At 65.6% G+C, this 24,854-nt stretch carries 22 protein-coding genes; 8 read left to right on the top strand and 14 right to left on the bottom strand.

Going from position 1 to position 24,854, the window contains the following annotated elements; genetic code table 11:
- Position 1: 1 nt before the first annotated feature.
- The gene (locus tag L6D77_RS16875; protein ID WP_232885441.1) at positions 2-919 is read right to left on the bottom strand and encodes a LysR family transcriptional regulator; all 918 of its coding nucleotides are present in this window, start codon (positions 917-919) and stop codon (positions 2-4) included.
- A 111-nt stretch (positions 920-1,030) separates the two neighbouring features.
- Here L6D77_RS16875 and araD1 point away from each other — a divergent pair, with 111 nt between their 5' ends.
- The 4 genes from araD1 (at position 1,031) to L6D77_RS16855 (ending at position 6,611) form a co-directional block, all read left to right on the top strand.
- Complete coding sequence (gene araD1, locus L6D77_RS16870; RefSeq protein ID WP_232885440.1) at positions 1,031-2,029, top strand: AraD1 family protein; 999 nt, start codon at positions 1,031-1,033, stop codon at positions 2,027-2,029.
- Between the two features lie 65 nt (positions 2,030-2,094).
- Positions 2,095-3,414: an MFS transporter gene (locus L6D77_RS16865; protein WP_232885439.1), complete on the top strand. Its 1,320-nt coding sequence runs from the start codon at positions 2,095-2,097 to the stop codon at positions 3,412-3,414.
- Between the two features lie 28 nt (positions 3,415-3,442).
- Complete coding sequence (locus tag L6D77_RS16860; protein ID WP_232885438.1) at positions 3,443-4,996, top strand: UxaA family hydrolase; 1,554 nt, start codon at positions 3,443-3,445, stop codon at positions 4,994-4,996.
- A gap of 31 nt (positions 4,997-5,027) precedes the next feature.
- The gene (locus L6D77_RS16855; protein ID WP_232885437.1) at positions 5,028-6,611 is read left to right on the top strand and encodes an aldehyde dehydrogenase (NADP(+)); all 1,584 of its coding nucleotides are present in this window, start codon (positions 5,028-5,030) and stop codon (positions 6,609-6,611) included.
- Between the two features lie 104 nt (positions 6,612-6,715).
- Here L6D77_RS16855 and L6D77_RS16850 read toward each other — a convergent pair whose 3' ends face one another.
- The 4 genes from L6D77_RS16850 to L6D77_RS16835 form a co-directional block, all read right to left on the bottom strand.
- On the bottom strand, positions 6,716-9,127 hold the full coding sequence (locus L6D77_RS16850; protein WP_232885436.1) for a TonB-dependent receptor: 2,412 nt from the start codon (positions 9,125-9,127) through the stop codon (positions 6,716-6,718).
- A 69-nt stretch (positions 9,128-9,196) separates the two neighbouring features.
- Positions 9,197-10,144 (bottom strand): FecR domain-containing protein, encoded by a 948-nt coding sequence (locus L6D77_RS16845; RefSeq protein WP_232885435.1) that lies wholly within the window; start codon positions 10,142-10,144, stop codon positions 9,197-9,199.
- Positions 10,144-10,653: a sigma-70 family RNA polymerase sigma factor gene (locus L6D77_RS16840; protein ID WP_232885434.1), complete on the bottom strand. Its 510-nt coding sequence runs from the start codon at positions 10,651-10,653 to the stop codon at positions 10,144-10,146. The genes L6D77_RS16845 and L6D77_RS16840 overlap by 1 nt, the downstream gene beginning before the upstream one ends.
- A gap of 108 nt (positions 10,654-10,761) precedes the next feature.
- On the bottom strand, positions 10,762-11,226 hold the full coding sequence (locus L6D77_RS16835) for an Lrp/AsnC family transcriptional regulator (protein WP_232885433.1): 465 nt from the start codon (positions 11,224-11,226) through the stop codon (positions 10,762-10,764).
- Positions 11,227-11,344: 118 nt separating this feature from the next.
- Between L6D77_RS16835 and L6D77_RS16830 the strand changes: the two genes are divergently transcribed.
- Positions 11,345-12,064 (top strand): AzlC family ABC transporter permease, encoded by a 720-nt coding sequence (locus L6D77_RS16830; protein ID WP_232885432.1) that lies wholly within the window; start codon positions 11,345-11,347, stop codon positions 12,062-12,064.
- Entirely contained in the window at positions 12,061-12,360 is a 300-nt protein-coding gene (locus L6D77_RS16825) for an AzlD family protein (RefSeq protein WP_232885431.1), read from the top strand. Before L6D77_RS16830 ends, L6D77_RS16825 begins: the two co-directional genes overlap by 4 nt.
- An 11-nt stretch (positions 12,361-12,371) precedes the next feature.
- Here the strand turns inward: L6D77_RS16825 and L6D77_RS16820 are convergent, their stop codons facing one another.
- The gene (locus tag L6D77_RS16820; RefSeq protein ID WP_232885430.1) at positions 12,372-13,250 is read right to left on the bottom strand and encodes a LysR family transcriptional regulator; all 879 of its coding nucleotides are present in this window, start codon (positions 13,248-13,250) and stop codon (positions 12,372-12,374) included.
- Between the two features lie 164 nt (positions 13,251-13,414).
- Here L6D77_RS16820 and L6D77_RS16815 point away from each other — a divergent pair, with 164 nt between their 5' ends.
- Positions 13,415-14,149 carry an AzlC family ABC transporter permease gene (locus L6D77_RS16815; protein ID WP_232885429.1) on the top strand — a complete coding sequence of 245 codons (735 nt, stop codon included), beginning with the start codon at positions 13,415-13,417 and terminating at the stop codon, positions 14,147-14,149.
- Complete coding sequence (locus L6D77_RS16810) at positions 14,146-14,472, top strand: AzlD domain-containing protein (RefSeq protein WP_232885428.1); 327 nt, start codon at positions 14,146-14,148, stop codon at positions 14,470-14,472. The genes L6D77_RS16815 and L6D77_RS16810 overlap by 4 nt, the downstream gene beginning before the upstream one ends.
- 535 nt (positions 14,473-15,007) lie before the next feature.
- On the opposite strand, the gene L6D77_RS16805 is transcribed toward L6D77_RS16810, so the two are convergent.
- The 8 genes from L6D77_RS16805 to L6D77_RS16770 all read right to left on the bottom strand — a co-directional run bounded on the left by L6D77_RS16805 (position 15,008) and on the right by L6D77_RS16770 (position 24,733).
- Complete coding sequence (locus tag L6D77_RS16805) at positions 15,008-15,823, bottom strand: helix-turn-helix transcriptional regulator (RefSeq protein WP_232885427.1); 816 nt, start codon at positions 15,821-15,823, stop codon at positions 15,008-15,010.
- A gap of 53 nt (positions 15,824-15,876) precedes the next feature.
- Positions 15,877-17,295 (bottom strand): aminotransferase, encoded by a 1,419-nt coding sequence (locus tag L6D77_RS16800; protein WP_232885426.1) that lies wholly within the window; start codon positions 17,293-17,295, stop codon positions 15,877-15,879.
- A gap of 36 nt (positions 17,296-17,331) precedes the next feature.
- Positions 17,332-18,435: a polyamine ABC transporter substrate-binding protein gene (locus L6D77_RS16795; protein WP_232885425.1), complete on the bottom strand. Its 1,104-nt coding sequence runs from the start codon at positions 18,433-18,435 to the stop codon at positions 17,332-17,334.
- 523 nt (positions 18,436-18,958) lie between these two features.
- Complete coding sequence (locus tag L6D77_RS16790) at positions 18,959-19,666, bottom strand: NAD(P)H-dependent oxidoreductase (RefSeq protein ID WP_232884513.1); 708 nt, start codon at positions 19,664-19,666, stop codon at positions 18,959-18,961.
- A 9-nt stretch (positions 19,667-19,675) separates the two neighbouring features.
- Positions 19,676-21,310, bottom strand: coding sequence for an ABC transporter ATP-binding protein (locus L6D77_RS16785; RefSeq protein WP_232884512.1), 1,635 nt, complete (start codon positions 21,308-21,310; stop codon positions 19,676-19,678).
- A gap of 2 nt (positions 21,311-21,312) precedes the next feature.
- Complete coding sequence (locus L6D77_RS16780; protein WP_194792262.1) at positions 21,313-22,140, bottom strand: ABC transporter permease; 828 nt, start codon at positions 22,138-22,140, stop codon at positions 21,313-21,315.
- Between the two features lie 3 nt (positions 22,141-22,143).
- On the bottom strand, positions 22,144-23,103 hold the full coding sequence (locus tag L6D77_RS16775; RefSeq protein ID WP_110992889.1) for an ABC transporter permease: 960 nt from the start codon (positions 23,101-23,103) through the stop codon (positions 22,144-22,146).
- A gap of 28 nt (positions 23,104-23,131) precedes the next feature.
- Complete coding sequence (locus L6D77_RS16770) at positions 23,132-24,733, bottom strand: ABC transporter substrate-binding protein (RefSeq protein ID WP_232884511.1); 1,602 nt, start codon at positions 24,731-24,733, stop codon at positions 23,132-23,134.
- Positions 24,734-24,854 lie beyond the last annotated feature (121 nt).

The raw sequence follows: 24,854 nt of genomic DNA, 5'->3' as shown, positions 1-24,854 counted from the left end.
CTCACGCCATCAAGATATCAATCAACAATTGTGCATTCCTGCTCAACTCTATCTCCTTGCGCGTCACTACCTCATAGGGCTCGCTGCGGGATTTGATCAGCAATGGCAGCCGCACCACCATGCCATGCTCCACGGCCACCTTGGCCACATCCCACGGCATGACGGCCAGCAGCCCGGCGTCCTGGCGCAGCATGGCCAGGGTGGTGAAGGTCGAGGACGTCTCGATCGGGTACTGCGGAAAACTCAGCCCCGCCTCGCGAAACTCGCGCTCCAAAGTGACCCGCATCGGCATGTTCACCGGGAACACGATCCAGCGTGAGGCCGCCAGCTGATCCAACGCCAGGCTTTGGCTGGCGGCCAGCGGGTGCTGCGGGTTGGCCACCAGCACCAACTGCTCCTGGTGTTTGACCCGGCTGTCATAGGCATCCGGCCGCCGACTGACGCTGGTCCGGCAGACCACCAGGTCCAGCCGGCCCTGGTCCAGCAGGCTGAGCAAACGCTCGCTGGTGTCCTCCACCACGGTAACCGACAAATCCGGCTGCTCCTGGCGCAAGCGGGCCAGGCCCTCCACCAGCATCGGCACCGCGCCCATGATGGTGCCCACCGACAAACGCCCGCCGTGCCCCTGGAGAATGCCCAGCATCTCCTCGCGCAAGTGCGCAAGGTCGGTGTTGATCAGGCGCGCGTAGCGCAGCACGCAACGCCCGAGGTCATTGGCCTCCAGGCCCTTGCTGGTGCGCTCGAACAACACCGCGCCCAAGGTGCTCTCGATTTCATTGAGCGCCTTGGTGGCCCCGGGCTGGGTAATCGACATCGCCTCGGCAGCCTTGTGGATCGAGCCCAGCTCATCGAGGCTGATCAACAGGCGCAACTGGCGCAGGCGCAGGCGTGAAGCCATGGAACTCAGGGATGGCAGCATAGGGGATCACTAAAAGTTATCACGGGGTCAACAGGTCTCATTAGGCAGCATCAGCCGGGAAAATTAAAGTGAGCCTCACCTGTCTACCCACAAGAACAACCCGGAGCCAGCATGCGCCTGATCCAGTTCGAATCCACCACTGCCCAACGCCATGTCGGCGTGATCGAGGGCGATAACATCCAGTTGGTCCGCGGCTGCAGCAACATGCGCGAACTGGCACTGGCGGCGATCCGCAATGGCCACGGCCTGGTCGAAGAAGTCCTCGCCCGCGGCCTGGCCAGCAGTGGCGAGTCCTATGCCCAGGCCTTGGCCGAACAGCGCATCCTCCCTCCCCTGGACCATGAAGACCCGGCGCACTGCCTGGTCAGCGGCACCGGCCTGACCCACCTGGGCAGCGCCTCGACCCGCGACAAGATGCACCAGCAAAAAGCCGAGCAGCAGACGGCCATGACCGACACCGCGCGCATGTTCCAGTGGGGCATCGACGGTGGGCGCCCGCCGGCCGGCAACGCCGGTGTGCAGCCGGAATGGTTCTACAAGGGTGACGGCAGCATCGTCGTGCGCCCAGGCCAGGCGCTCCAGAGCCCGGCCTTCGCCGAAGACGCCGGCGAAGAGCCGGAGCTGGCCGGCCTGTATGTGATCGGCGACGACGGCCAGCCCTGGCGCCTGGGTTTTGCCATAGGCAACGAGTTCTCCGACCATGTGATGGAGCGGCGCAACTACCTGTACCTGGCGCACTCCAAGCTGCGCAGCTGCGCCTTCGGCCCGGAACTGCGGGTGGGCGAACTGCCCCGCCACCTCGATGGCATCAGCCGCATCCGCCGGGGCGGCGAGGTGATCTGGGAAAAGGCCTTCCTCAGCGGCGAGGACAACATGTGCCATTCGCTGGAGAACCTTGAGTACCACCATTTCAAGTACACCCAGTTCCTGCGCCCGGGCGACGTGCATGTGCATTTCTTCGGTACCGCGACCCTGTCGTTTGCCGACCAGGTGCGCACCCAAGCCGGTGACGAATTTGAAATCAGCCTGAACGAATTTGGCGCACCGCTGCGCAATGGCCTGGCCATCGCCCCGGCGCCCGCTACCCCAGGTTCGGTGAAAGCGCTCTGACCCACAGGTGGCGCAGGGCAGCGCCACCCTCGGCATTTCATAACAAACATAAAAGTGAGATGAGCATGAAAAACAGCCCCTACCCGCAGGCCAGCGCGCCTGCCATGGCCTCGGCCGACAGCGCCCGCCCCACCACCGTGCGCTGGCGCATCTTCCTGATCCTGCTGTTGCTGGCGGCAATCAACTACATCGACCGTGCCTCGTTGTCGGTGGCCCTGCCGCTGATCTCCAGCGAATTCGAACTGACCCCGGCCCTGGAAGGGCTGATCCTCAGCGCCTTCTTCTGGTCCTATGCGCTGATGCAGATCCCCAGCGGCATGCTCCTGGACCGCTTCCAGGTGCGCAACATCATCGGCGTCGCCACCGTTGGCTGGGGCGCCTTCCAGGCGCTGGGCGGCTTTGCCCACAACTGGATCACCCTGCTGGTCACCCGCATCGGCCTGGGCGTGGCCGAATCGCCGATCATGCCCGCCGGCGCCAAGCTCAACGGTGCCTGGCTGACCCCCAACGAACGCGGCCGCGGCGCCACCCTGGTGGACGGCGGCGCGCCGCTGGGCACCGCCCTGGGCGCGATCATCATTGCCGGGCTGATCACCTGGTTCGACTCCTGGCGCATCGCCTTCGTCATCGCCGGTGTCGGCACCGTGATCGTCGGCATCTGGGCCTGGTGGTACATCCGCAACCACCCCGCCGAGCACCCGCAGGTCAATGCCGCCGAACGCGACTACATCATCGGCGCCAACGAGGCGGCGGCGCAGGCCAACGCCAACCGCAAGGCGGTGCTCAAGGAGCTGCTCAAAAGCCGCTCGGTGCTGTGCATGTTCGCCGGCTACGCCTGCTACAACAGCGTGTTCTATGGCCTGCTGACCTGGATGCCCAGCTACCTGCACCAGGCCCACAACCTCGACATCAAGGCCATGGGCGGCGCGACCTTCCTGATCTTCATGTGCGGTTTCGTCGGTGAACTGGTCGGTGGCTGGGCCGCCGACAAGTGGAAAGCCAGCGGCGCCCAGCCCAACACCGTGATGCGCAGCATGTTTGCCGGCTCCGCCGCCGTCGCCGCCCTGTGCATCCTGCTGGTGGCCTACACCGCCGATGCCACCCGGGTGATCGCCCTGCTCTGCGTGGCGCTGTTCTTCATCCGCTGGTGCGGCATGTACTGGTGCCTGCCGGCCATTCTTGGCGGCAAGTCCAAGGCCGGCGTGCTGGGTGGCAGCATGAACTTCTGCGGCAACATGGTCGGCGTGCTGGTGCCGATCCTGATCGGCCTGATCGTGCAGTTCACCGGTTCCTACTTCCTGGCCCTGATCTTCTTCGTGGTCATGGCCTTCGGCCTGATGCTGTTCTCCGGCCTGATCGACTATCGCGAGCGCGGGCTGGCCTGAGCCGCGCTGCTTTTTTGAGGTGACCTCCATGCAACTCATTACAACAACAGGCCGCGAAAACGCAGCCCTCGCCGTGATCCGCCTGAACCCGCTGGACGATGTGCTGATCGCCCGCCAGCCGCTGAGCGAAGGGCTGGAACTACCGGAAGGCATCCGCGTGCGCGAGCCGATCCCGGCCGGGCACAAGGTTGCCGCCCGCGCCATCGCGGCGGGCCAGCCACTGCGCCGCTACGGCCAGATCATCGGCTTCGCCAGCCGCGACATCGAGGCCGGTGAGCACGTGCATGTGCACAATGTGGCCATGGGCGACTTCAGCCGCGACTACGCCTTCGGCGTCGATGCCAAGGGCGCGACAGCGCAGGTTGAAGACACCTTCATGGGCATCGTGCGTGCCGATGGCCGGGTCGCCACCCGCAACTACATCGGCATCCTCACTTCGGTGAACTGCTCGGCCACCGTGGCCCGCGCCATCGCCGACCACTTTCGCCGCGATATCCACCCGCAGGCACTGGCCGGCTACCCCAACATCGACGGCGTGGTCGCCCTCACCCACGGCGTCGGCTGCGCGGTCGACCCTGGCGGCGAAGCCCTGGCGATGCTGCAACGCACCCTCGGCGGCTACGCCGTGCATGCCAATTTCCATTCGGTGCTGATGATCGGCCTCGGCTGCGAGACCAACCAGATTGCCGACCTGCTCGCCGCCCAGGGCCTGCAAAGCTGCAACACCCTGCGCACCTTCACCATCCAGGGCACCGGCGGCACCTCGAAGACCATCGCCAGCGGCATTGCCCAGGTCGAATCACTGCTGGCGCAAGCCAATGCCGTGCAGCGCGAGCCGGTCAGCGTGCGCCACCTCACCGTCGGCCTGCAATGCGGCGGTTCGGACGGCTATTCGGGCATCACCGCCAACCCGGCGCTGGGCAATGCCGTGGACCGCCTGGTGGCGGCCGGGGGCACCGCGATCCTTTCGGAAACCCCGGAAATCTATGGCGCAGAACACCTGCTGACGCGCCGCGCAGTCAGCCGCCAGGTTGGCGAAAAACTCATCGCCCGCATCCAGTGGTGGGAGGCCTACTGCGCGCGGATGGGCGCCGAACTCAACAACAACCCGTCGGCCGGCAACAAGGCCGGCGGCCTGACCACCATCCTCGAAAAGTCCTTGGGCGCCGTGGCCAAGGCCGGCTCCAGCGACCTGGTGGATGTGTACGAGTACGCCGAACCGGTGCGCGCCCATGGCCTGGTGTTCATGGACACCCCCGGCTACGACCCGATTTCCGCCACCGGCCAGGTGGCCGGCGGCGCCAACCTGATCGCCTTCACCACGGGCCGTGGCTCGGCCTACGGCTGCGCCCCTTCGCCGTCGATCAAACTGGCCACCAACACCCGCCTGTGGCAAACCCAGGAAGAAGACATGGACGTGAACTGCGGCGGCATTGCCGACGGCAGCATGACCATCGAAGAACGCGGCGAGCACATCTACCGCCTGATGCTCGCCATCGCCTCGGGCGAGCGCAGCAAGAGCGAGCAGCACGGCTACGGCCAGAACGAATTCGTGCCGTGGCAGATCGGCGCCATTACCTGATGCATTGTTCAACCTGCTTACGGAGCCCTACATGACCCGCATCCTCGGCCACAACTACATCGGCGGCCAGCGCTCGGCCCAAGGCGACATTCGCCTGTACAGCCTCGATGCCAGCACCGGCGAAGCCTTGCCCTACGCCTTCAGCCAGGCCACCGAGGCCGAAGTGGCTGGCGCAGCCCAGGCGGCGAGCGCCGCGTTCCCGCGCTACCGCAACCTGAGCTGCGATCAGCGCGCGCAGTTTCTCGATGCCATCGCGGATGAACTCGATGCACTGGGCGACGACTTCGTCGCTACCGTGTGCCGCGAGACCGCGTTGCCCGCAGGCCGCATCCAGGGCGAACGCGGCCGCACCAGCGGCCAGCTGCGCCTGTTCGCCAAGGTGCTGCGCCGCGGCGACTTCCATGGCGCGCGCATCGACCGTGCGCTGCCCGAGCGCCAGCCCCTGCCCCGCCCGGACCTGCGCCAGTACCGCATCGGCGTCGGTCCGGTGGCGGTGTTCGGCGCCAGCAACTTCCCGCTGGCCTTCTCCACCGCCGGCGGCGACACCGCTGCGGCGCTGGCCGCCGGCTGCCCGGTGATCTTCAAGGCCCACAGCGGCCATATGGCCACGGCCGAATGGGTCGCCGACGCGATCCTGCGGGCCGCCGAACGCACCGGCATGCCGGCAGGCGTGTTCAACATGATCTATGGGGGCGGCGTGGGCGAATGGCTGGTCAAGCACCCCGCCGTGCAGGCCGTTGGCTTCACCGGCTCGCTCAAGGGCGGCAATGCCCTGTGCCGCCTGGCCGCCGAACGCCCCCAGCCGATCCCGGTGTTCGCCGAGATGTCCAGCATCAACCCGGTGATCCTGTTGCCCCAAGCCCTGGAGGCACGGGGCGCAACCATCGCCCGTGAGCTCAGCGCTTCGGTGACCCTGGGCTGCGGCCAGTTCTGCACCAACCCCGGGCTGATCCTCGGCCTGCGTTCGCCGGCCTTCAGCGCGTTCATCGAACAGTTCAAGGCGCACATGGCCGACCAGCCGGCGCAAACCATGCTCAACGCCGGCACCCTCGCCAGCTATCGCCAGGGCCTGCAGCACCTGCTCGAGCACCCGGGCATTCGTCACCTGGCCGGTGCGGCGCAAGGTGAAGGCCAGGCCCAGGCGCAGCTGTTCCAGGCCGATGTCAGCCTGCTGCTCGAAGGCGACCCGCTGTTGCAGGAAGAAGTGTTTGGCCCGGCGACCGTGTTGATCGAAGTGCAGGATGAGCAACAACTGGCGGCGGCCGTCCAGGCCCTGCGCGGGCAACTGACGGCGACCCTGATGGGTGAGCCTGGCGAGCTGGTGCGCTGGGGCTGGCTGGGTGAGTTGCTGCAGGAGAAAGTCGGGCGGGTGCTGTTCAATGGCTACCCGACCGGGGTCGAGGTCTGTGATGCCATGGTGCACGGCGGTCCCTATCCCGCCACTTCCGATGCCCGCGGTACTTCGGTGGGTACCTTGGCCATTGACCGCTTCCTGCGGCCGGTGTGTTTCCAGAACTACCCTGACGAACTGCTGCCGCCTGCACTGAAAAACAGCAATCCGCTGGGGATCCTGCGATTGCTCGACGGTGAATTGTCGCGCCAGGGGTTTGAATGACCTCACCAGCGTGAGGGATGGGAACGTTCGGAATCGTCAGCGTAAACCGAGCATTCGCAATGTGGACGCGGCTGCTCGGTTGCAATGGCAATAAAAGCCTGCGATCAGAACCCGACAGTCGCCGAAACCAGGTAGGTGCGCGGGGTAGACAAGCTCAACCCCGGCTCGCTGTCATCAGACGCCCCCGCCGAAATCCAATACTGGTCATCCAGCACGTTCTCGACGCTGGCACGCAGGGTGACGTCCTTGTCCGAGACCTTGAAGGCATAGCGCGCCCCCAGGTCGAAGCGCTCCCAGCCATCGATCTTCTTGCTGTTGGCCTGGTCCAGGTATTGCGAGCTGGAATGGATGCCCCGCGTGGTCAGGGTCAGCCCCGGCACCACAGGCACGTCCCATTCGGCCCCGAGGCTGACGTTGTATTCAGGCGTGGCCGGGGCGCGGTTGCCGTCGGCAACACCACCCACGGTGCCGGTCAGCTCGCTGTCGATGAACATCACCCCACCGAGCAGGCGCACGCCCTTGAGCGGCTCGCCGAACACATTCAGCTCGATGCCCTTGTTCTCACGCTTGCCATTGGGGCCGAACACCCGCGTGGCGGCATTGGTTTCGTAGGCCGGTTGCTTGATGCGAAAGGCACTGGCGGTCAGGCCGAAGGTACCCAGGTCGTACTTGGCGCCCACCTCCACCTGGCGGCTGATGAAGGGCGCGAAGATCTCGTCGGAGTTGATCGAGGTCGACGGCGCGATCTTGCCTTGGCTCAGGCCCTCCATGTAGCTGGCATACAGCGAGAACTGCTCGCTGACCTTGAACACCACGCCGCCCGAGGGCGAGACCTTCTCCTCGTCGTAGGCGGTGACGCCTTTGACATTGTTGCTCCAGTCGTCGACCTTGACCCGCTGCCAGCGCGCGCCGAGGGTGAGCAACAGGCGGTCGTCGAAAAAGCCCAGGGTATCGGCCAGCGCCACGCCGGTGAAACGGTTCTCGGTGTACACCTCGGCATCCTGGCGCGTCGGCCGGCCGGGCGTTGGAGTGGCCACCGGGTTGTACAGGTTGCTGGGCGCCGCCGCGTAGCGCGCCCCGCCGTTGGTGAAGTCCATGTAGAAGTAGCTCGCCGACAGGTTCAACTCATGGCTGACCGGGCCGGTGCTGAACCAGTTGCGCAGCCCGGCCATGGCCGTGCGCACCGACTCGTCGCGGGTGAAGTCCCGGGGCAAGACGCTGAAGTCGCCGGCATCGTTGCTGACCGGCACGTTGTGGCGCAGAAAATCATGGTTGCTCTCGCGCGCACCGAATGCAGCATAGGCCAGCAGCGAATCGCTCAGGTCGTACTCGGCGTTCACCGCGCCGAAGGTGTCCTCGGTGCGGGCCTTGCTCCAGGCCTGGGCATAGTTGCGGTGCACATCCTTGGCGTCCGGCACCTTGGCATTGGCGCCGATCAGCACCCGCTCCTGGGGGGCGTCGGTGTCGCGCTGGGTGTGGCCGATGTCGGTGGACAGGCGCAGCCGCTCACCGCGAAAGTCCAGGCCCAGCACGGCCATTTCGCGGTTGACGCGCTGGTGATCCCAGGTGGTGTCGCCGGCCTGCTTCACCGCGTTGAAACGCAGGCCGAACTGGTCGCCCTCACCGAAGCGCCGGCCGATATCCACGGCACCGCCCACCTGGCTGTCGGAGGCATAGCTGCCGGTGAACTCGGTCAGGGGCTTGTCGCCCGCACGCTTGGGCACCACGTTGATGCCACCGCCCACGCTGCCCCGCGGCGAGATGCCGTTGATCAGCTGGCTCGGCCCCTTGAGGATGTCGACGCGGTCGGCCATTTCCATGTCGATGGAATAGGTGGGCAACACACCATACAGCCCGTTGTAGGACACATCGCTGTTGAACAGGCTCAGGCCACGGATGGTGAACTGCTCGAAGCGCCCACCTGCCGGGTTGGTGGCGCGCACCGAAGGGTCGCTGGCGACCAGGTCGTTGAGGGTTCGCGCCTGCAGGTTCTTCACTGTCTGGCTGGTGTAGGTGGTCATGCTGAACGGCGTGTCCATGAAGTCACGCGAACCGAGCAGGCCCTGTGAGCCACGGCGAGCGACCTGGCCACCGGCATACGGCTCGCCATCGTCATCCAGGTGAGCGCTGTTGATGGTGGTTGGCGCAATTTCCAGGGCGCTGGAATCCTGGCTGACCGGCACCAGGGTGTAGCCGTCGGCGCCCGCCGGCTGCAGGCGCAAACCGCTGCCCTGCAGCAGGCGGGCAAAGCCTTCCTCGACACTGTAAGTGCCCGACAGGCCGGCACTGTGGCGCCCATTCACCAAGGCCGGGCTCACCGACAGGTTGACGCCCGACTGCGTGGCGAAACGCGTCAACGCGGCGCCCAGGCTGCCGGCCGCCACCTCATAGCTGCGCCGAGGGGCGTCATCGGCCCAACTGACAGGGGTAAAAAGCGTGGTGGCGCTCAGGCTCAGCACCAGGCCCACACGCTGCAAAGACTGACGGCCAGAACGGCAAGGCATGACTACGGACATTGGGGGCAAGTTCTCGTTTTCAGTTCACTTGCCTGGAATGACCGGTGAGGCGAAAAAAAGGGACATGGGTTACACCCGATTTTTTCGCGGCACCAAGGTGACCCAATAACGCGTGCGCGAATGCACCTCCAGCGGCAGGCTGGCCGCCAGCAGCGACAGCACACGGTCGGTGTCGTCGAGGCGGAAGCTGCCGATGACCCGCAAGTTTTCCAGCGCGGGGTCCCAGCGCAACAACCCTGGGCGGAAACGCCGCAGCTCGCGCAAGAAATCCCCCAACGGTTGGTTCTGGCCGATTAGCACGCCCTCTCGCCACCCCGGCAGCGAAGCATCGAAGCTGTCGACCCGGCCCGCGCCGCCAGCCTTCAAACGGACCTGCTCGCCTTCGCGCAAAAGCAGCGCAGCGCCGTGCAAGGGTTGCAGTTGCACCGCACCGCTGGCCACTGCGATTTGGCAGTCACCGTCATTGAGGCGCACACAAACATCACTGCGGCTGACAATCACCCGACCGTAAGGCAGGTGAAGGGTCAGCGGCGCACTGCCACTTACCTTGAGCGCCATCTCCCCTCGCACCAAGGTCAGCTCGCGCTTGCCCAGGTCGACATTGACCGCGCTGTCGGTGTTCAGCTGCAGCAGGCTGCCGTCGGCCAATTGCAGGGTTTGCTGTTCGCCGATGGCGGTGTGCACATCGGCCATCCACACCTGCACCGGCAACTGCCGGCCGATCAACCAGGTGGCCGGCAACAGGGCGGCAATGCCCAATGCGCGCTTGATGGCGGTGCGCCGCCCAAGGTCCGGGCGATCCAGCGAGGCCATCGCCAAGGTTGGCGGCAGCCCGGAAAAGCGCTGACGCAGCAACTGCGCCTTCTGCCAGGTGGTTTCATGGCGGGTGCAGCTGTTGCGCCACTGTTCAAGGCGGGCATGGTCTGCTTCGGTGGCCGTACCCGACTCCAGCAACGCCAGCCAGCGAGCCGCCGCGCGCGCTACCTCGAGCGCCTCGCCGTTGGGCGCCGCACGCATCACAGGTCCACCAGCAGGCAATGCTCGTAGGCTTGCGCCATGTAGCGTTTGACCGTGCGTTCCGACACCTCGAGGCGCTCGGCGATCTCGCGATAGCCCAGGCCATGCAGCTGGCTCCACAGGAATGCCCGGCGTACCAGGCGTGGCAAGCCATCGAGCAGCTCGTCCAGTGCCTGCAGCGTTTCCAACAGCAGCCAGCGCTGTTCTGGCGATGGCGCACATTCTTCAGGTAGCTGCGCCAACGCCTCGAGATAGGCCTGTTCCAGGCTGCGACGGCTGTAGAAGTTGCTCAACAGGCGCTTGCCCACGGTCAGCAGGTAGGCGCGTGGCTCACGCAACTCCTCGAGCTTTTGCGCGCTGGACAACACCCGCAGGAAGGTGTCCTGGCTCAAGTCGGCCGCATCCCAGCTATTGCCCAAACGGCCGCGCAACCAGTTCTCCAGCCAGCTGCGACGCTCGCGGTACAGGGCACTCAGGTGGTGATCGGGTGGCGTAGCGGCTTCAACCATGGCGTGAGGCTCTGCACAACATGAATGCGATTGATTCTATTTAATAACAAAGCCCCATTCCAGATCTTTCTCCGCGTGCACCTCGCCCATTGCAGCGCCCGCCGAGTACTACACCGGCAACTCGGTGGTCAGCTTGACCTTCTCCATGGGCACTTCGGTCTTGACGTTCTGCACCACATCCAGGCTGGTCAGGTGGGCAACCTGGAAACGCCGGTAGGCTTCCAGGTCTGCCGCCACCACCCGCAGCAACAGGTCGCAGTCGCCGGCCATGACATGGCACTCCACCACCTCCGGCAGCAGGCGCACCGCGTTGATGAAGATGTCGGTGGTCTCCTGGTCCTGGCGCTTGAGCCACACCCGCACGAACAAGGTCAGGCCCAACGCCACCTTGGCCGGGTCCACCAGCGCCACATAGCGCTCGATTACCCCCGCGTCCTCCAGCAGCCGTACCCGCCGCAGGCACGGCGACGGGGACAACCCCACTTGCTTGGCCAGCTCCTGATTCTGCAGGCGGCCGTCCCGTTGCAGGGCGCGCAGGATGCGGCGGTCGATGGCATCAAGCTTGATTGGCATTGAAAACCTCAAATTAATATTTATTGGTATCAGATGCCAAATGCTCACGGGTATCTTGCAACTACGCAAGCCTATTTCAACCGTACATTGAAATAATTACCCTCCACTGGAGGTGACCATGAATACCCTTGAACCCGCCCTGAACGATCCCCCTGCCACAGCTCCCGACAGCGAACTGCGCCGCGGCGCCGTGGCCGCGCTGCCGATGCTGTTGGGCTTCATCCCGTTCGCCCTGGTACTCGGCGCGCAGGCGTCGCAACACCAGCTCAATGCGGGTGAGGTTGCGTTGATGACCGGCCTGAACTTCGGCGGTGGCTCCGAGTTCGCCGCCATCGAGCTGTGGACCTCGCCACCGGCGCTGCTGGTGATCGTCGCCATGACCCTGCTGGTCAACAGCCGCCACCTGCTGATGGGCGCGACCCTGGCGCCCTACCTGCGCCACCTGCCCCTGAAGCAGGCGCTGGGCGCATTGTTCTTCATGTGCGACGAAAGCTGGGCCATGGGCCTGGCCGATGCCCGTCGGCACAAGGGCTTCAGCCTGCGCTACTACATGGGCGTGTCGCTGTGCCTGTGGGCCACCTGGGTCAGTTTCACCACCCTGGGGGCGCTGGTTGGGCCGATGCTCGGCGACCTGCGCAGCTACGGCTTCGACATGGCCTTCGCCGCCGTTTTCCTGGTGCTGCTCAAGGGTATGTGGAAAGGGGTGCACGCCGCCCTCCCCTGGCTGTTCAGCCTGGTGACCGCCGCGCTGTTCCACCTGTTGATCCCCGGCGGCTGGTACGTCCTGGCGGGCACCGTGGCCGGGCTGACCAGCGCTTACCTGTGGGCCAAGCCATGATCGACATCACCACCCTGGCCACGATCCTCGGCATGGCCCTGGTCACTTACCTCACACGCGCACTGGGCTTTTTGCTGCTACGCAATCGGGTCATGGGGCCGCAGCTCACCCAAGTGCTCAGCGCCGCGCCTGGCTGTGTGCTGATCGCGGTGATCGCGCCCAAATTCGTCAGCGGTGACCCGGCCGACCTGATCGCATTGGCCCTGACCCTGCTTGCCGCCACGCGCTACTCCATCCTGCCGGTGGTGCTGTTCGCCATCGTCGTTACCGGTGCGTTGCGTGCCGTGCTGCAGTGACGCCGGCAGCGCTAGGCCAACTGCGCCAGCGCCTCCTCTACCTTGATGACCATGCGATTGCCGCGCGCCACAGGCAGCCGCCACACGGCGATATCGACCCCCAGGGGGACGGTGTGGGCAATCGGCATGATCAGCTCGCCACTGTCGAGGTGGCGCTGCACCAGGCTCTGCCGCCCTATCAGCACACCGGCGCCCAGCAGCGCCTGCTGCACGGCGATGGAGTACAACGAGAACCCCGGCCCCTGGGCCACGAATGAGGTATCAGGCATCACCGCGCCAGCCCACGCCGCCCAGTCGCTCCAGCCGACATCGGCAATACAGCGCGTGTCGCACAGGTCTTCTGGGCGCTCGATACCGGCCGCCAGAGCCGGCACGCACACCGGGACCACCGCTTCACTGCACAGCACACGCTGCCCGTGCCCCGGCTTGTCGGTGTAGAACAGGCACAGGTCATAAGGGCTGCGCTTGAGGTTGGGCGGCTCGTCCACCGCCGTGACCGAGATCTCGATGGGTGCCAGCAGTTCGGTCAGGCGCGGCAGGCGCGGGCCGATCCACAACTGCGCCAAGGCCGGCGATGTGACGATATGCACCCGCTGCGGTGCGGCCAGCCGGCGCAAGGTACGCGCGGCCTCCTCCACCGCATCGAAGGCCTCGGTGAACTGGGCCTTCACGCTTTCGCCCAATGGCGTGAGCCGTACGCCTTTGGCGTGGCGTTCGAACAGCACGGCACCGTACTGGGCCTCGAGTGTCTTGACCAACGCGGCGATGGCGCCAGGGCTGACTTTCAGCTCGTCGGCCGCGCGGGCAAAGCCCCCCAGCCGGGCGGAGGCCTCGAAGGCGCGCAGTGCATTGAGCTGCAGGGTATGGCGGGTTGGCGCGTGTAACGGCATGGCGTGAGCCCTAGTTTTTTTAGGCCTAATATTCCATAAATCTGCCGTTGCCAGCAATTCTGCCGCGCATTAGCGTGACCGCTAAAGGCGCGCCAAAGCCCCATCGGCGCTGGCCTGCAGCGATCCCGGCCGCAGCTTGCCGGGCCATTTCAGAAGGCATTCCAATGCAACCATCCAACAGGGCCCAAGCGCTTACGCAGGGTGCCCGCGCAGTCCTGCCGCTGACCACCGGGATCGTGCCGTTCGGCCTGATCACCGGGGTCACGGCGATCAACATGGGCCTGTCGCCGAGTGAGGCCATGGGCATGACCCTGCTGTTCTACTCAGGTTCGGCGCAGATGGCCGTGCTGCAACTGATGCAGAACGGCGCCTTGCCGATCACCATGGTGGTCACCGCGCTGGTGATCAACCTGCGCTTTCTGATGTACAGCGCCTCGCTGGCGCCGCACTTCAGCGACCTGCCCCGCCACCGCCGCTGGTCGATGGCCTACCTGCTTTCGGACCAATCCTTCGCCCTGTGCACCCTCAGGCTCAATTCACGCGAAGGCCTGGGTGCGTTTGCCTTCGAGTACTACCTGGGCACCGCCATCGTCATGTGGCTGGGTTGGAACCTCGCCGTGCTGGTGGGCGTGGCGGTGGGTTCAGGCATCCCGCCGACCTGGTCGCTGGGGTTTGCCATCCCGCTGTCGTTCCTGGCGCTGCTGGTGCCGGCCATCCGTAACCGGGCGATGCTCGGTGCGGCAACGGTGGGCGGGGTGCTGGCGGTGCTGGCCATCGACATGCCCTACAACCTGGGGATGCTGGTGGCCGCGCTCGGCGGCATCCTGGCCGGGCTGGCGCTGGAGCAGGTGGGCATGGGTGCCGCCGTCGAACAACGCGCCGACCAGGAGGCCTCATGAGCCAGACTTGGCAATGGATCACCTTCCTGCTGGCGGGCCTTGGCACCTTTGCCCTGCGCCTGTCGTTCATCGAGTACTACCGCAGCCTGCGCATACCGCCGTGGTTCCGCCGGGCGCTGGCCTACGTGCCGGCGAGCGTGCTGGCGGCGCTGGTGCTGCCGGCGGTGGTGTATCAGGACCGGCATGCGGCGTTCGACTGGAGCAACCCGCAGATACCGGCGGCGATACTGGCCGGCGTGGTGGCCTGGCGCACCCGCAGTACCCTGCTGACGCTGGGGGTTGGGATGGGGGTGTTGTGGGCGTTGAAGTATTGGGGGATGTGAGGCGAGACGGCCACCGATAAACCGCGTCAGGCACTCAAGGCCTTCCAGCATGACTTGAGGCATGCGCCAAGGCTTCCAACATGACTTGAGGCATGCACCAAGGCGGGCAGCGGTACCTTTACAGGAATAATTGGCCCGAAACAGATGTGGGAGCCGGCTTGCCGGCGATGCGCCGCGCGGGCGGCGCTCGATTTCATAGGCGCTGCAAAAACACCGGCGAGCACCTGGTGGCCCTGACCCAATCTCCCGGCATGCACCTGGAGGCCATTACCGAATCCTGATTCTTCAGGGCCAATAATGTGACACCCAACAGCCTGTCTTGAGATCGCATTAGGGCCACCAGGTGCATGACGGCAGCCTTGCATCGCTCTCAAGATCGAGCGCCGCCCGCGCGGCGCATCGCCGGCAAGCCGGCTCCCACATCTGTTTCGGGCCAATGATTCCTGTACAAGTACCGCTGCCCGCCTTGGCGTAGGGCTTGAGTCATGTGTGGCCGCAGGGGTGATCGGCCAGAGACCGCAGCAACGTCCGCCGCTCACCCCCGCCGCAACCACTCGATAAACTGCGCAAACAACTCCGACTGCGAATTGATCGCAAGCTTCAGGTACAGGTTCTTGCGGTGCATGCGCACCGTCTCCGGCGAGATCCCCAGCTCATGGGCGGTGGATTTCACCGAGTGCCCCTGCAGCACCATCTGCGCCACTTCCCGCTCGCGCTCGGTCAGCACCCCGCAGCCAAAGCTGTCGAACGCAGCCTGCACACTGCCCTTGCCTTCCGGCTGCTGCGCCAGCCCGTGCCGGGCGAAACGCAGCAGCAACTCGCGCACCATTGGCTCGACCGCCTGCAGCAGGTGCAGTTGCTCGACACCCAGCCGGGCGCCGCTGCAACCCTGGAACAGGCTGAGGGAAATCTTGCTGTCATTCTCCAGGTCGACGATGAAATAGCTGTCCTCGCTGCAACCGGTGCCCAGGTAGTAGGCCTTGTAGTAGTCGCTGTCGAAGAAGTTGTCCGGGGCGATGTCTTCCAGGTGGTAGAAGCCCTGGGCCAGGCCCTTCTGCACGGCCAGGCAGAACGGGTCGAGCAGGTAGCCGGCGGCGAAATAACGCTCCAGCACGGCCTCGTGGTAACGGTCGGGAATGCCCTGCTGGTACAGCAGCTGCGGCGGCAGGCCTTTGCGCTCCAGGCTGATCAGCATCGACTCGGCGCCCACCAGCTGGCTGATGGCGGCCGCCAGCCAGGCCAGCGCATCCGGGCCCTCGCTGTGGGCGAAGGCCTGTTGCAGGGCGCCGTGCCATTGCTGCAGGGCATGAAACGGCAGGCTTATTGTGGTGTTTTCGTGTGCTCGGCTCATGCCCCGCAGTCTACCGGCCGGGGCATGGGCGCGCACCTGTGGCGGCAGGTAGGTCATTGGCCGTGGTACAGGCCCTGCTCGGTCAGCTCCCGTGCGGCATCGAGGATGCAGCTGCGCAGGGTGTCGACGATCTGGTCCACCTGGGCGTGGGTGATGATCAGCGGCGGCGACATCACGTTCAGGTGCATGATCGGCCGCACCAGCAAGCCCTTGGCCTGGGCCCGCACATGGATGCGCTCGCCGATGTTCACTTCATCGGGGAACAGCGCCTTGGTTTGCTTGTTGCTCACGAATTCGACGCAGGCCATCAGCTTCATGCAGCGCACCTGGCCCACCAGCGGCAGCTCGGCCAGGGTCTGCAACTGCTGCTCCAGGTAGCTGCCGACGTCGTTCACGTGGGCCAGCAGGTTTTCCCGTTCGATGATCTCGATGTTCTTCAGCGCCGCCACGCAGCACACCGGGTGCCCGCTGTAGGTGAAGCCGTGGGTGAAGCAGCGGCCCTTGCCGGGTTCGGCGATCACTTTCCACAGGCGCTCGGAGAAGATGCACGCCCCCAGCGGCAGGTAGGCCGAGGTCAGGCCCTTGGCGGTGGTGATGATATCGGGCGTGACGCCGAACAAGGCCTCGGAGGCGAAGAAGGTGCCCAGCCGGCCGAACGAGGTCACCACTTCGTCGGCGACGAACAGGATGTCGTAGGTCTGGCACACCTGCCACATGCGCTGGAAGTACCCTTCGGGCGGGATGATCACCCCGCCCGAGCCCATGATCGGCTCGGCGAAGAAGGCGGCGACGTTGTCGGCGCCCAGGGAGAGGATCTTGTCCTCGAACTCGGCCACCAGGAAATCGAGGAATTCGGCCTCGTCCATGTCGTCCGCCGCCCGGTAGAAGTTGGGGTTGGACACGTGGTGGATCAGGTCGTGGGCGTAGTCGAACTCCGGCACCCGGTCGGCGGCCTTGTTGCCGATCGACATGGTCAGGCAGGTGGAGCCGTGGTAGGCGTTGTAGCGGGCGATCACGTGCTTCTTGTGCGGTTTGCCGCGGCAGTTCTGGTAGTACTGGATCAGCCGGTAGGCGGTGTCCACCGCGGTGGAGCCGCCGGTGGTGAGGAACACGTGGTTGAGATCGCCCGGCGCCAGGCTGGCGAGCTTCTCGCACAGCTCGATGGCCTTGGGGTTGGCCATGTCGGAAAACGGGTTGGAATAGGCCAGTTGGCGCACCTGGTCGGCGATGGCCAGGGCCATTTCCTCGCGGCCCAGGCCGATGTTGGTGCACCACATGCCGCCGACGGCATCGAGGAAGCGGTTGCCCTCGGTGTCCTGGATGTAGGCGCCTTCACCGGCCTGGATGTTCAGCGCGCCCTGCTCGGCGTGCTCGTCGAACACATGGTAGCCGTGCATGTAGTGGGCCTTGTCGGCCTGCACCAGATGGTCGTTGTGCGGGGCGTCGGCCAGCTTGCGAATGGGGGTAGCCATGAGCGGTTCCTTGTCGAAGCGATACGGTGAAAGGTGTCAGATGCCGGTCTTGACCGTGCTCCAGACCCGGGTGATGGCGCGCATGGCCTGCGGGCCCTGGGCTTTCTGGGTGAACAGGCGCTCGCGGGTCTGGTCGTCGGGGTAGATGGCCGGGTCGTTGCGGATATCGGCCTGCACCAGCGGCGTGGCGGCAGCGTTGCTGTTGGCGTAGTGGATGTAGTTGGTCACCTCGGCCATGGTCTTGGGCTGCAGCAGGTATTCGATGAAGCGATGGGCGTTGGCGGCGTGGGGCGCGTCGTTGGGCAGGTAGAGGCTGTCGAACCAGATCAGCGAGCCTTCCCTGGGGATGAAGAACGCCAGGTTGATGTCCTTCTTCGCCTCCGTGGCGCGGGCCTGGGCGGTGGCGTAGTCGCCGGACCAGGTCAGGGCCATGCACACGTCGCCATTGGGCAGGCTGGTGAGGTAGTTCACCGAATCGAACTTCTTGATGAACGGGCGGATGCCCAGCAGCAGGTCCTGGGCGGCCTTGAGATCTGCCGGGGCGGCGCTTTTCGGGTCTTTGCCGAGGTACTTGAGGGCCAGCGGGATGACTTCGCTGGGGGCGTCCATCAAGGTCACGCCGCAGTCGGCGAAGCGCGAGACGATCTTGGGGTCGAACAGCATGGCCAGCGAGCCGATGGGCGCGTCGGGCATGCGCTGCTTGATCTTGTCGACGTTGTAGGTGACGCCCGAGCTGCCCCAGGTGTAGGGCGCCGAATAGACCATGCCGGGGTCGTAGGCTTGCATGCTCTGCACCACGTGCGGGTCGAGGTTGGCCCAGCTGGGCAGCTTGCTCTTGTCCAGCGGCTGGAACACCTTGGCCTTGATCAGCGGCGGCACCAGGGAGGCGTTGAGCATCACCAGGTCGTAGCCGGAGCGGCCGGTGAGCAGTTTGGTCTGCACTGTTTCGTAGCCGTCGAAGGTGTCGTAGATGACCTTGATGCCGGTTTGTTTCTCGAAATCGGCGAGGGTGTTTTCGCCGATGTAGTCGGTCCAGTTGTACAACCTGAGTGTGTTGCCGGTGTCTGCCTCGGTCGCCAGGGTGGCGGTGGCGGTGCAGCACAGCAACAGACTGGAAATCACCTTGAATGCCTTGCGCATAGCAACTCCATCGTGTGATCAGGATCGGCTCGGGTGAGCGGATGGGGTAACTATCGGGGGATCGAAGGATGGGGGCCATACCCCGAATGGGTGGGGGCGATGCGATTTTGTGTCATGCCAAAAAGGCGGACAGTGGAGATAGGCCAGGAGTGACTGGCCCGAAACAGATGTGGGAGCTGGCTTGCCAGCGATGCGCCGCGCGGGCGGCGCTCGATCTTGAGGGCGCTGCAAGACTTCCGTCATGCACCTGATGGCCCTTATGCGATCTCAAGACAGGCTGTTGGGTGTCACATTACCGGCCCTGAAAAATCAGGAGTCGGGAATGGCCACCAGGTGCATGCCGGGAGATCGGGTCAGGGCCACCGGGTGCTCGCCGGTGTTTTTGCAGCGCCTATCAGATCGAGCGCCGCCCGCGCGGCGCATCGCTGGCAAGCCAGCTCCCACATCTGTTTCGGGCCAGTCTTGTCTGTGACATCTCCACTGTCCGCCCTGTTGGCAAGGCGCGATTTCTCGGTGCGCGCGGCTATTGCTGCGCCAGTGGGTACAGCGCCTCGTCGAATTGCTCCAGGCGCGGGAAGGTCATCGGCAGATCATCCGAAAGCTGCTCCAGACGTTGCTGGTAGCTGCGCAGGAAATCCTTGCGCGCGTCATCGCTGATATACGGCACATGCCACGCCACGAACGGCTCCAGCACCTCGAAGCCGACATAGGCCAAGGTGCCGCGCAGAATCGGCCGCAGCATGTCCTCCAACGGCCCATGGATCGCCCCTTCGCCAAACATGTGCTCGCGCCCGCCCAGGGTCACGGTCACCAGCGCCCGCTTGCCCGCCAGCCCGCCCTGGTCATAGAAGCGCTTGCCGCCGTAGCACACCCCCGACACCAGCACCCGGTCGATCCAGCCCTTGAGCATCGCCGGCGCCGAGAACCAGAAAATCGGGAAGTTCAGCACCAGCAAATCGGCCCACAGCAGCTTGTCCAGCTCCTGCTGGATATCCGGCGCGATGGACCCGCTCTTCACCCCCAGCCGTTGCTCCAGCGCATACACCAGGTACTCCGGGTTCTCCCGGTGGCTGAAGTCTTCGGCGCTGGCCACCGGGTTCCAGCCCATCGCGTACAGGTCACTCACCTGCACCTCATGGCCCTGGGCGCGGAAGGTCTCGGCCGCCTGGTCACGCAGCGCGGCGGTGAAGGATTGCGGCTCGGGGTGGGCGTGAACGATCAGTACTTTCATGGGGGATCCTTAAACGGTTTCCAGGGGAGATTCGGTGTTACGGGCCGCCAGCAAACGGTCGAGCCAGTCGGGGTCCATCTCCGGCTCGCAGGAGAACAGCAAGCCGGTGTAGTCGCGGAACGGCGGCCGGAAGATCGCCTCGCGGCTGCCGTGATCGACCACCCTGCCCCGCTGCATCACCAGCACCTCGTCGGCGATGGCGCGCACGGTGGCGACGTCGTGGGTGATGAACAGGTAGGCCACGCCCAGCTCGCGCTGGATGCGGTCGAGCAGCTTCAGCACGCCTTCGGCCACCAGCTGGTCGAGGGCCGAGGTCACTTCGTCGCAGATGATCAGCTGTGGTTCGGCCGCCAGGGCGCGGGCAATGCAGATGCGCTGCTTCTGCCCGCCGGACAGTTCGCGTGGCAGGCGATCCATGTACTTGGCCGGTTCCAGGTCGATCATGCGCAGCAGCTCGGCGACCCGCTCACGCAGCGCCTTGCCCTTCAAGCCGAGATAGAAACTCAACGGCCGGCCAATGATGTCGACGATGCGCTGGCGTGGATTGAGCGCGGTGTCGGGGATCTGGTAGATCATCTGGATGCGCCGCAGCTGCTCCTTGCTGCGCTGGCGATAGTCCGCCGGCAGCGCCTCGCCTTCGTACAGCACCTGGCCCGAGGTCGGCTGCAGCAGCCCGCTGATCAGCCGCGCCGTGGTGCTCTTGCCACTGCCGGACTCGCCGATCACCGCCAGCGTCTGGCCGCGGTACAGCTTCAGCGAGACATCGTGCAGCACCGGCTGATGGCCATAGCTGGCATCGACCTTGCGCACTTCCAGCAGCGGCTGTTCATGGCTGGGGCAGGCCTTGGCGGATGTATGGAAATTGCGCACCGCCCACAGCGACTGGGTGTAGGCCTGCTGTGGCGCGCTGAGCATGGTGCGGGTCTGCGCCTCTTCCACCAGGCTGCCATGGCGCAGCACCATGATCCGGTCGGCCATCTGCGCCACCACCGCCAGGTCATGGCTGATGTACAGCGCGGCACTGCCGAAGGTCTTCACCGCATCGCGGATCGCCGCCAGCACCTCGATCTGGGTAGTGACGTCCAGCGCCGTGGTCGGCTCGTCGAAGATGATCAGGTCGGGGTGGCAGGCCATGGCCATCGCCGTCATCACCCGCTGCAACTGCCCGCCGGAGAGCTGGTGCGGGTAGCGCTGGCCGATGTGCTCGGGGTCTGGCAGGCGCAGGATACGGTACAGCTCGACCGCCTCGGCCTCGGCCCGGGCGCGGTCGATGCCGCCATTGATCACTGCGGTTTCCACATGCTGCTCGATCAGCCGGTGCGCCGGGTTGAACGAGGCCGCGGCGCTCTGCGCCACGTAGGCGATGCGCAGGCCGCGCAGCTTGCGCAGGGTCTCGGCGCTGGCCTGGAGCAACTCGATGCCATCGAAGCACACGCTGCCGCCGGTGATCCGGCAGCCGTCGCGCACGTACCCCATGGCGGCCAGGCCCAGGGTGGACTTGCCGGCCCCGGACTCGCCGATCAGGCCCAGTACCTCGCCACGTTGCAGGGTCAGGTCGATGCCTTTGATCAGCGGGTGCCAGGCGTTTTCGTAGTGGCCTTCGATACGCAGGTCGCGGATCGTCAACAAGGTGTCTTGGCTCATGCTCAGCACTCCTTCAGGCCACTGGACAGGTGCAGCACCCAGTCGACGACAAAGTTCACGCTCACCGTGATCAACGCCACCGCCAGGGCCGGCAGCAGCGGGCTGACGTCACCGAAGGTGATCAGCACCGCGTTGTCGCGCACCATGCTGCCCCAGTCGGCGGTGGGCGGCTGGATGCCCAGGCCGAGGAACGACAAGGCGCTGATGAACAGGAAGACGAAGCAGAAGCGCAGGCCGAACTCGGCGATCAGGGGCGCCGCGGCGTTGGGCAGCACTTCCCGGCTGACCAGCCACCACAGGCCTTCCCCGCGCAGCCGCGCGGCCTCGACGAAGTCCTGCACCACCACGTTCATGGCCACCGCCCGCGCCAGGCGGAACACCCGGGTGGCGTCCAGCAGCGCGATCACCAGCACCAGCGAGGTGGCCGTGGTGCCGACCACGCTGAGGATCAGCAAGGCGAAGATCAGTTGCGGGATGGCCATCAGGATGTCCACCACCCGTGACAGGCCCTGGTCGATCCAGCCGCCCTTGATCGCCGCGACCAGCCCGCACAGGCCGCCCAGCAGGAACGCCAGGGTGGTGGTCAGGAAGGCGATGCCGAGGGTGTTGCGGGCGCCGTACAGCAGGCGGCTGAACATGTCGCGGCCGAGGTTGTCGGTGCCCAGCAAGAACTCCGGGCCCCAGGGCGCGAAGCCCTCGCCCACCACCTGGGTTTCGCCGTAGGGCGCCAGCAGCGGCGCGAACAACGCCACCACCAGGTAGGCGACGATCACCAGCAGGCCGAACTTGGCGCTCAGGGGCGCGCGCAGCAAAGGTGTGATCAGGCTCATGGTCTACCCCTTCGGGTGCATCAGGCGTGGGTTGCTGGCGATCGACAGCACGTCGGCGCCGGTATTGAGCAGGATGTAGGTGCCGGCGAAGATCAGGCTGCAGGCCTGCACCACCGGGATGTCGCGCTTGGCCACCGAGTCCACCAGCAGCTGGCCCAGGCCCGGGTAGACGAACACCACCTCCACCACCACCACGCCCACCACCAGGTAGGCCAGGTTCAGCGCCACCACGTTGACGATCGGTGCCAGGGCGTTGGGCAAGGCGTGCCGGAAGATGATCCGCGCCGGCGACACACCCTTGAGCCGGGCCATTTCGATGTACGGGCTGGCCAGCAGGTTGATCAACGAGGCGCGGGTCATGCGCATCATCTGCGCGATCACCACCAGGCTCAGGGTCGCCACCGGCAGCAGCGACACCTGCAGCACCTCACCCAGCGACGCCCCCGGCGCCAGGCTGGAGATGCCCGGCAGCCATTCGAGCTTGACCGCGAACACCAGGATCAGGATGTAGGCGACGAAGAACTCGGGGAACGACACCGCGCTCAGCGCGCCGGTGTTGAGCAGCCGGTCGAACCAGCTGTTGCGGTACAGCGCCGCCAGCATGCCCAGCAGCAACGCGGTCGGTACCGAGAACAGCGCCGCCAGCAACGCCAGGCTGAAGGTGTTGCCCAGCCGCGCGCCCACCAGCTCGACGATCGGCCGCTGGTTGGCCAGGGACACGCCCAGGTCGCCGTGCAGCAGGCGCCAGGCCCACTGCACGAAGCGCTGCACGGGCGACAGGTCCAGCCCCAGTTGGGCGCGGAACGCCGCCACGGTTTCCGGGGTGGCCGACTGGCCGAGCATGGCCTGGGCGATATCGCCCGGCAGCATGCCCACGGCCAGGAAGATCACCACCGACACCGCGAACAACGACAGCAGGCCCAGGGCCAGGCGCTGCATCAGTAACTTGCCAAGGGTATTCACCATTGCACTCCTTCAACGCGCGCGAAGTTCAGGCCTGCCACCAGCGCTCGATCACCCGCAGGCCATCGAGTTCGCCGTAGGGGGCGGTCTGCCCGCCATGCGCCACCCGGGTGGAGCGCGCGGCCACGGAGCTGGCGAACAGCGGCACGATGGCCCCGCCATCGTCGCGGCACAGCGCCTGCATCTCGTTGTACATCTCGCGGCGCAGCGTTTCGTTCATCTCGCCGCGGGCAGCATTGAGCAGCTGGTTGAAGCGTGGGTTGTCCCAGTGGGTCTCGTTCCACGCCGCGCCCTTGGCGTAGCCGATGCTGAACATGCGGTCGGCGGTCAGGCTCGAGTACCAGAACGAGGTGGTGAAGGGTTGTTTCATCCAGACATTGGAGAAGAAGCCATCGGCCGGCTCGCGCACCACGTCGATGTCGATCCCGGCCTGGCGCGCCTGCTCCTTGAACAGCACCGAGGCGTCCACCGCGCCGCTGTAGGCGGCATCGGAGGCTTGCAGGCGCACCTTGAGGCTGTCCATGCCGGCCTGGCGCAGGTAGAAGCGCGCCTTGTCGGGGTCGTAGGCGCGCTGTTCCAGGGCCGGGTTGATGAAGCGGTTGGCCGGCTGCAGCGGGTGGTCGTTGCCGACCTGGCCGTAGCCGTACAGCACCGAGGCCAGCAGGGCCTGGCGGTCGACCGCGTGCTTGAGGGCCAGGCGCACGTTGTTGTCCTTGAACTGCGCGCTGTCGGTGAGCATCGGGAAGGTGTAGTGCTGGGCGCCCTTGGTTTCCTCGATCACCAGCTTGGGGTTGCGCTTTAGCAGCGCCACGGTCTTGAGGTCGACCTTGTTGATCACATCGACCTTGCCGGTGACCAGTGCGTTGACCCGCGCGGCGCCATCGGCGATGGCGAGCAGCTCGGCGCTGGCGAAATGCGCCCTGCCCGGCTTCCAGTAGTCCGGGCTGCGCTCAAGGTCCATGCGCACGCCCGGCTCGAAACCGTTGATGCGGTAGCCGCCGGTGCCGATGCCGGCCTGCCAGTCGGCCTGGCCGTCCTTGGCGGGCATGATCACCAGGTGGTAGTCGGCGACCACGTAGGCGAAGTCGGCGTTGCCCGAATGCAGCTCGAACACCACCGTGTCGGGGGCACTGGCGTGTACCTGGGCGACATCGCCCAGTACGGTCTTGGCGGCGGAGGTGGATTTTTCGCCCAGGTGGTGCTGGATCGAGGCGACCACATCGTCGGCGGCGAGGGTCTTGCCGTTGTGGAAGGTCACGCCCTGGCGCAGGGTGAACGTCCAGGTCTTGGCGTCCGGGCTGGATACCCAGCGCTCGGCCAGCTCAGGGATGGCGGTGCCGTCCACGGCGATTTCGGTGAGGGTGTTGTACACCGCCGAGAAGCCGATGAAGGTGAAGGTGTCGACCCAGGAGCCCGGGTCCTTGGAATCGGTGGTGCTGCCCCCCGCCAGGCCCAGGCGCAGGGTGCCACCGGGTTTCGGCGTGGCTTCGCCAGCATGGCCGTTCAGTGGCAGGCCGAGGGAAAACGCCCCGGCGATGGCTGCGGCGACGGCGCTGTATTTCAGGAAGTCCCGGCGCGGCAAGCCGCCGTCGAGAATGGCCTGAGGACTGTTCTTGTTGTTATCGCTCATGCATGTGCCCCTGTTGAACCGTAAGGAATTGTTGTTCGGTCAAAGCGGAGTGCGTAGAAGCTGTGTATTATTTGTAATTGTTACCGTAACAAATACATTAGCGGCACGACAAGCTGTTTTC

The sequence above is a fragment of the Pseudomonas parasichuanensis genome, assembly GCF_021601385.1.
Taxonomy (GTDB): Bacteria; Pseudomonadota; Gammaproteobacteria; order Pseudomonadales; family Pseudomonadaceae; genus Aquipseudomonas; species Aquipseudomonas parasichuanensis.
The sequence above is the reverse complement of the archived record's forward strand: the minus strand, read 5'-3'. Positions and strand labels throughout refer to the sequence as shown.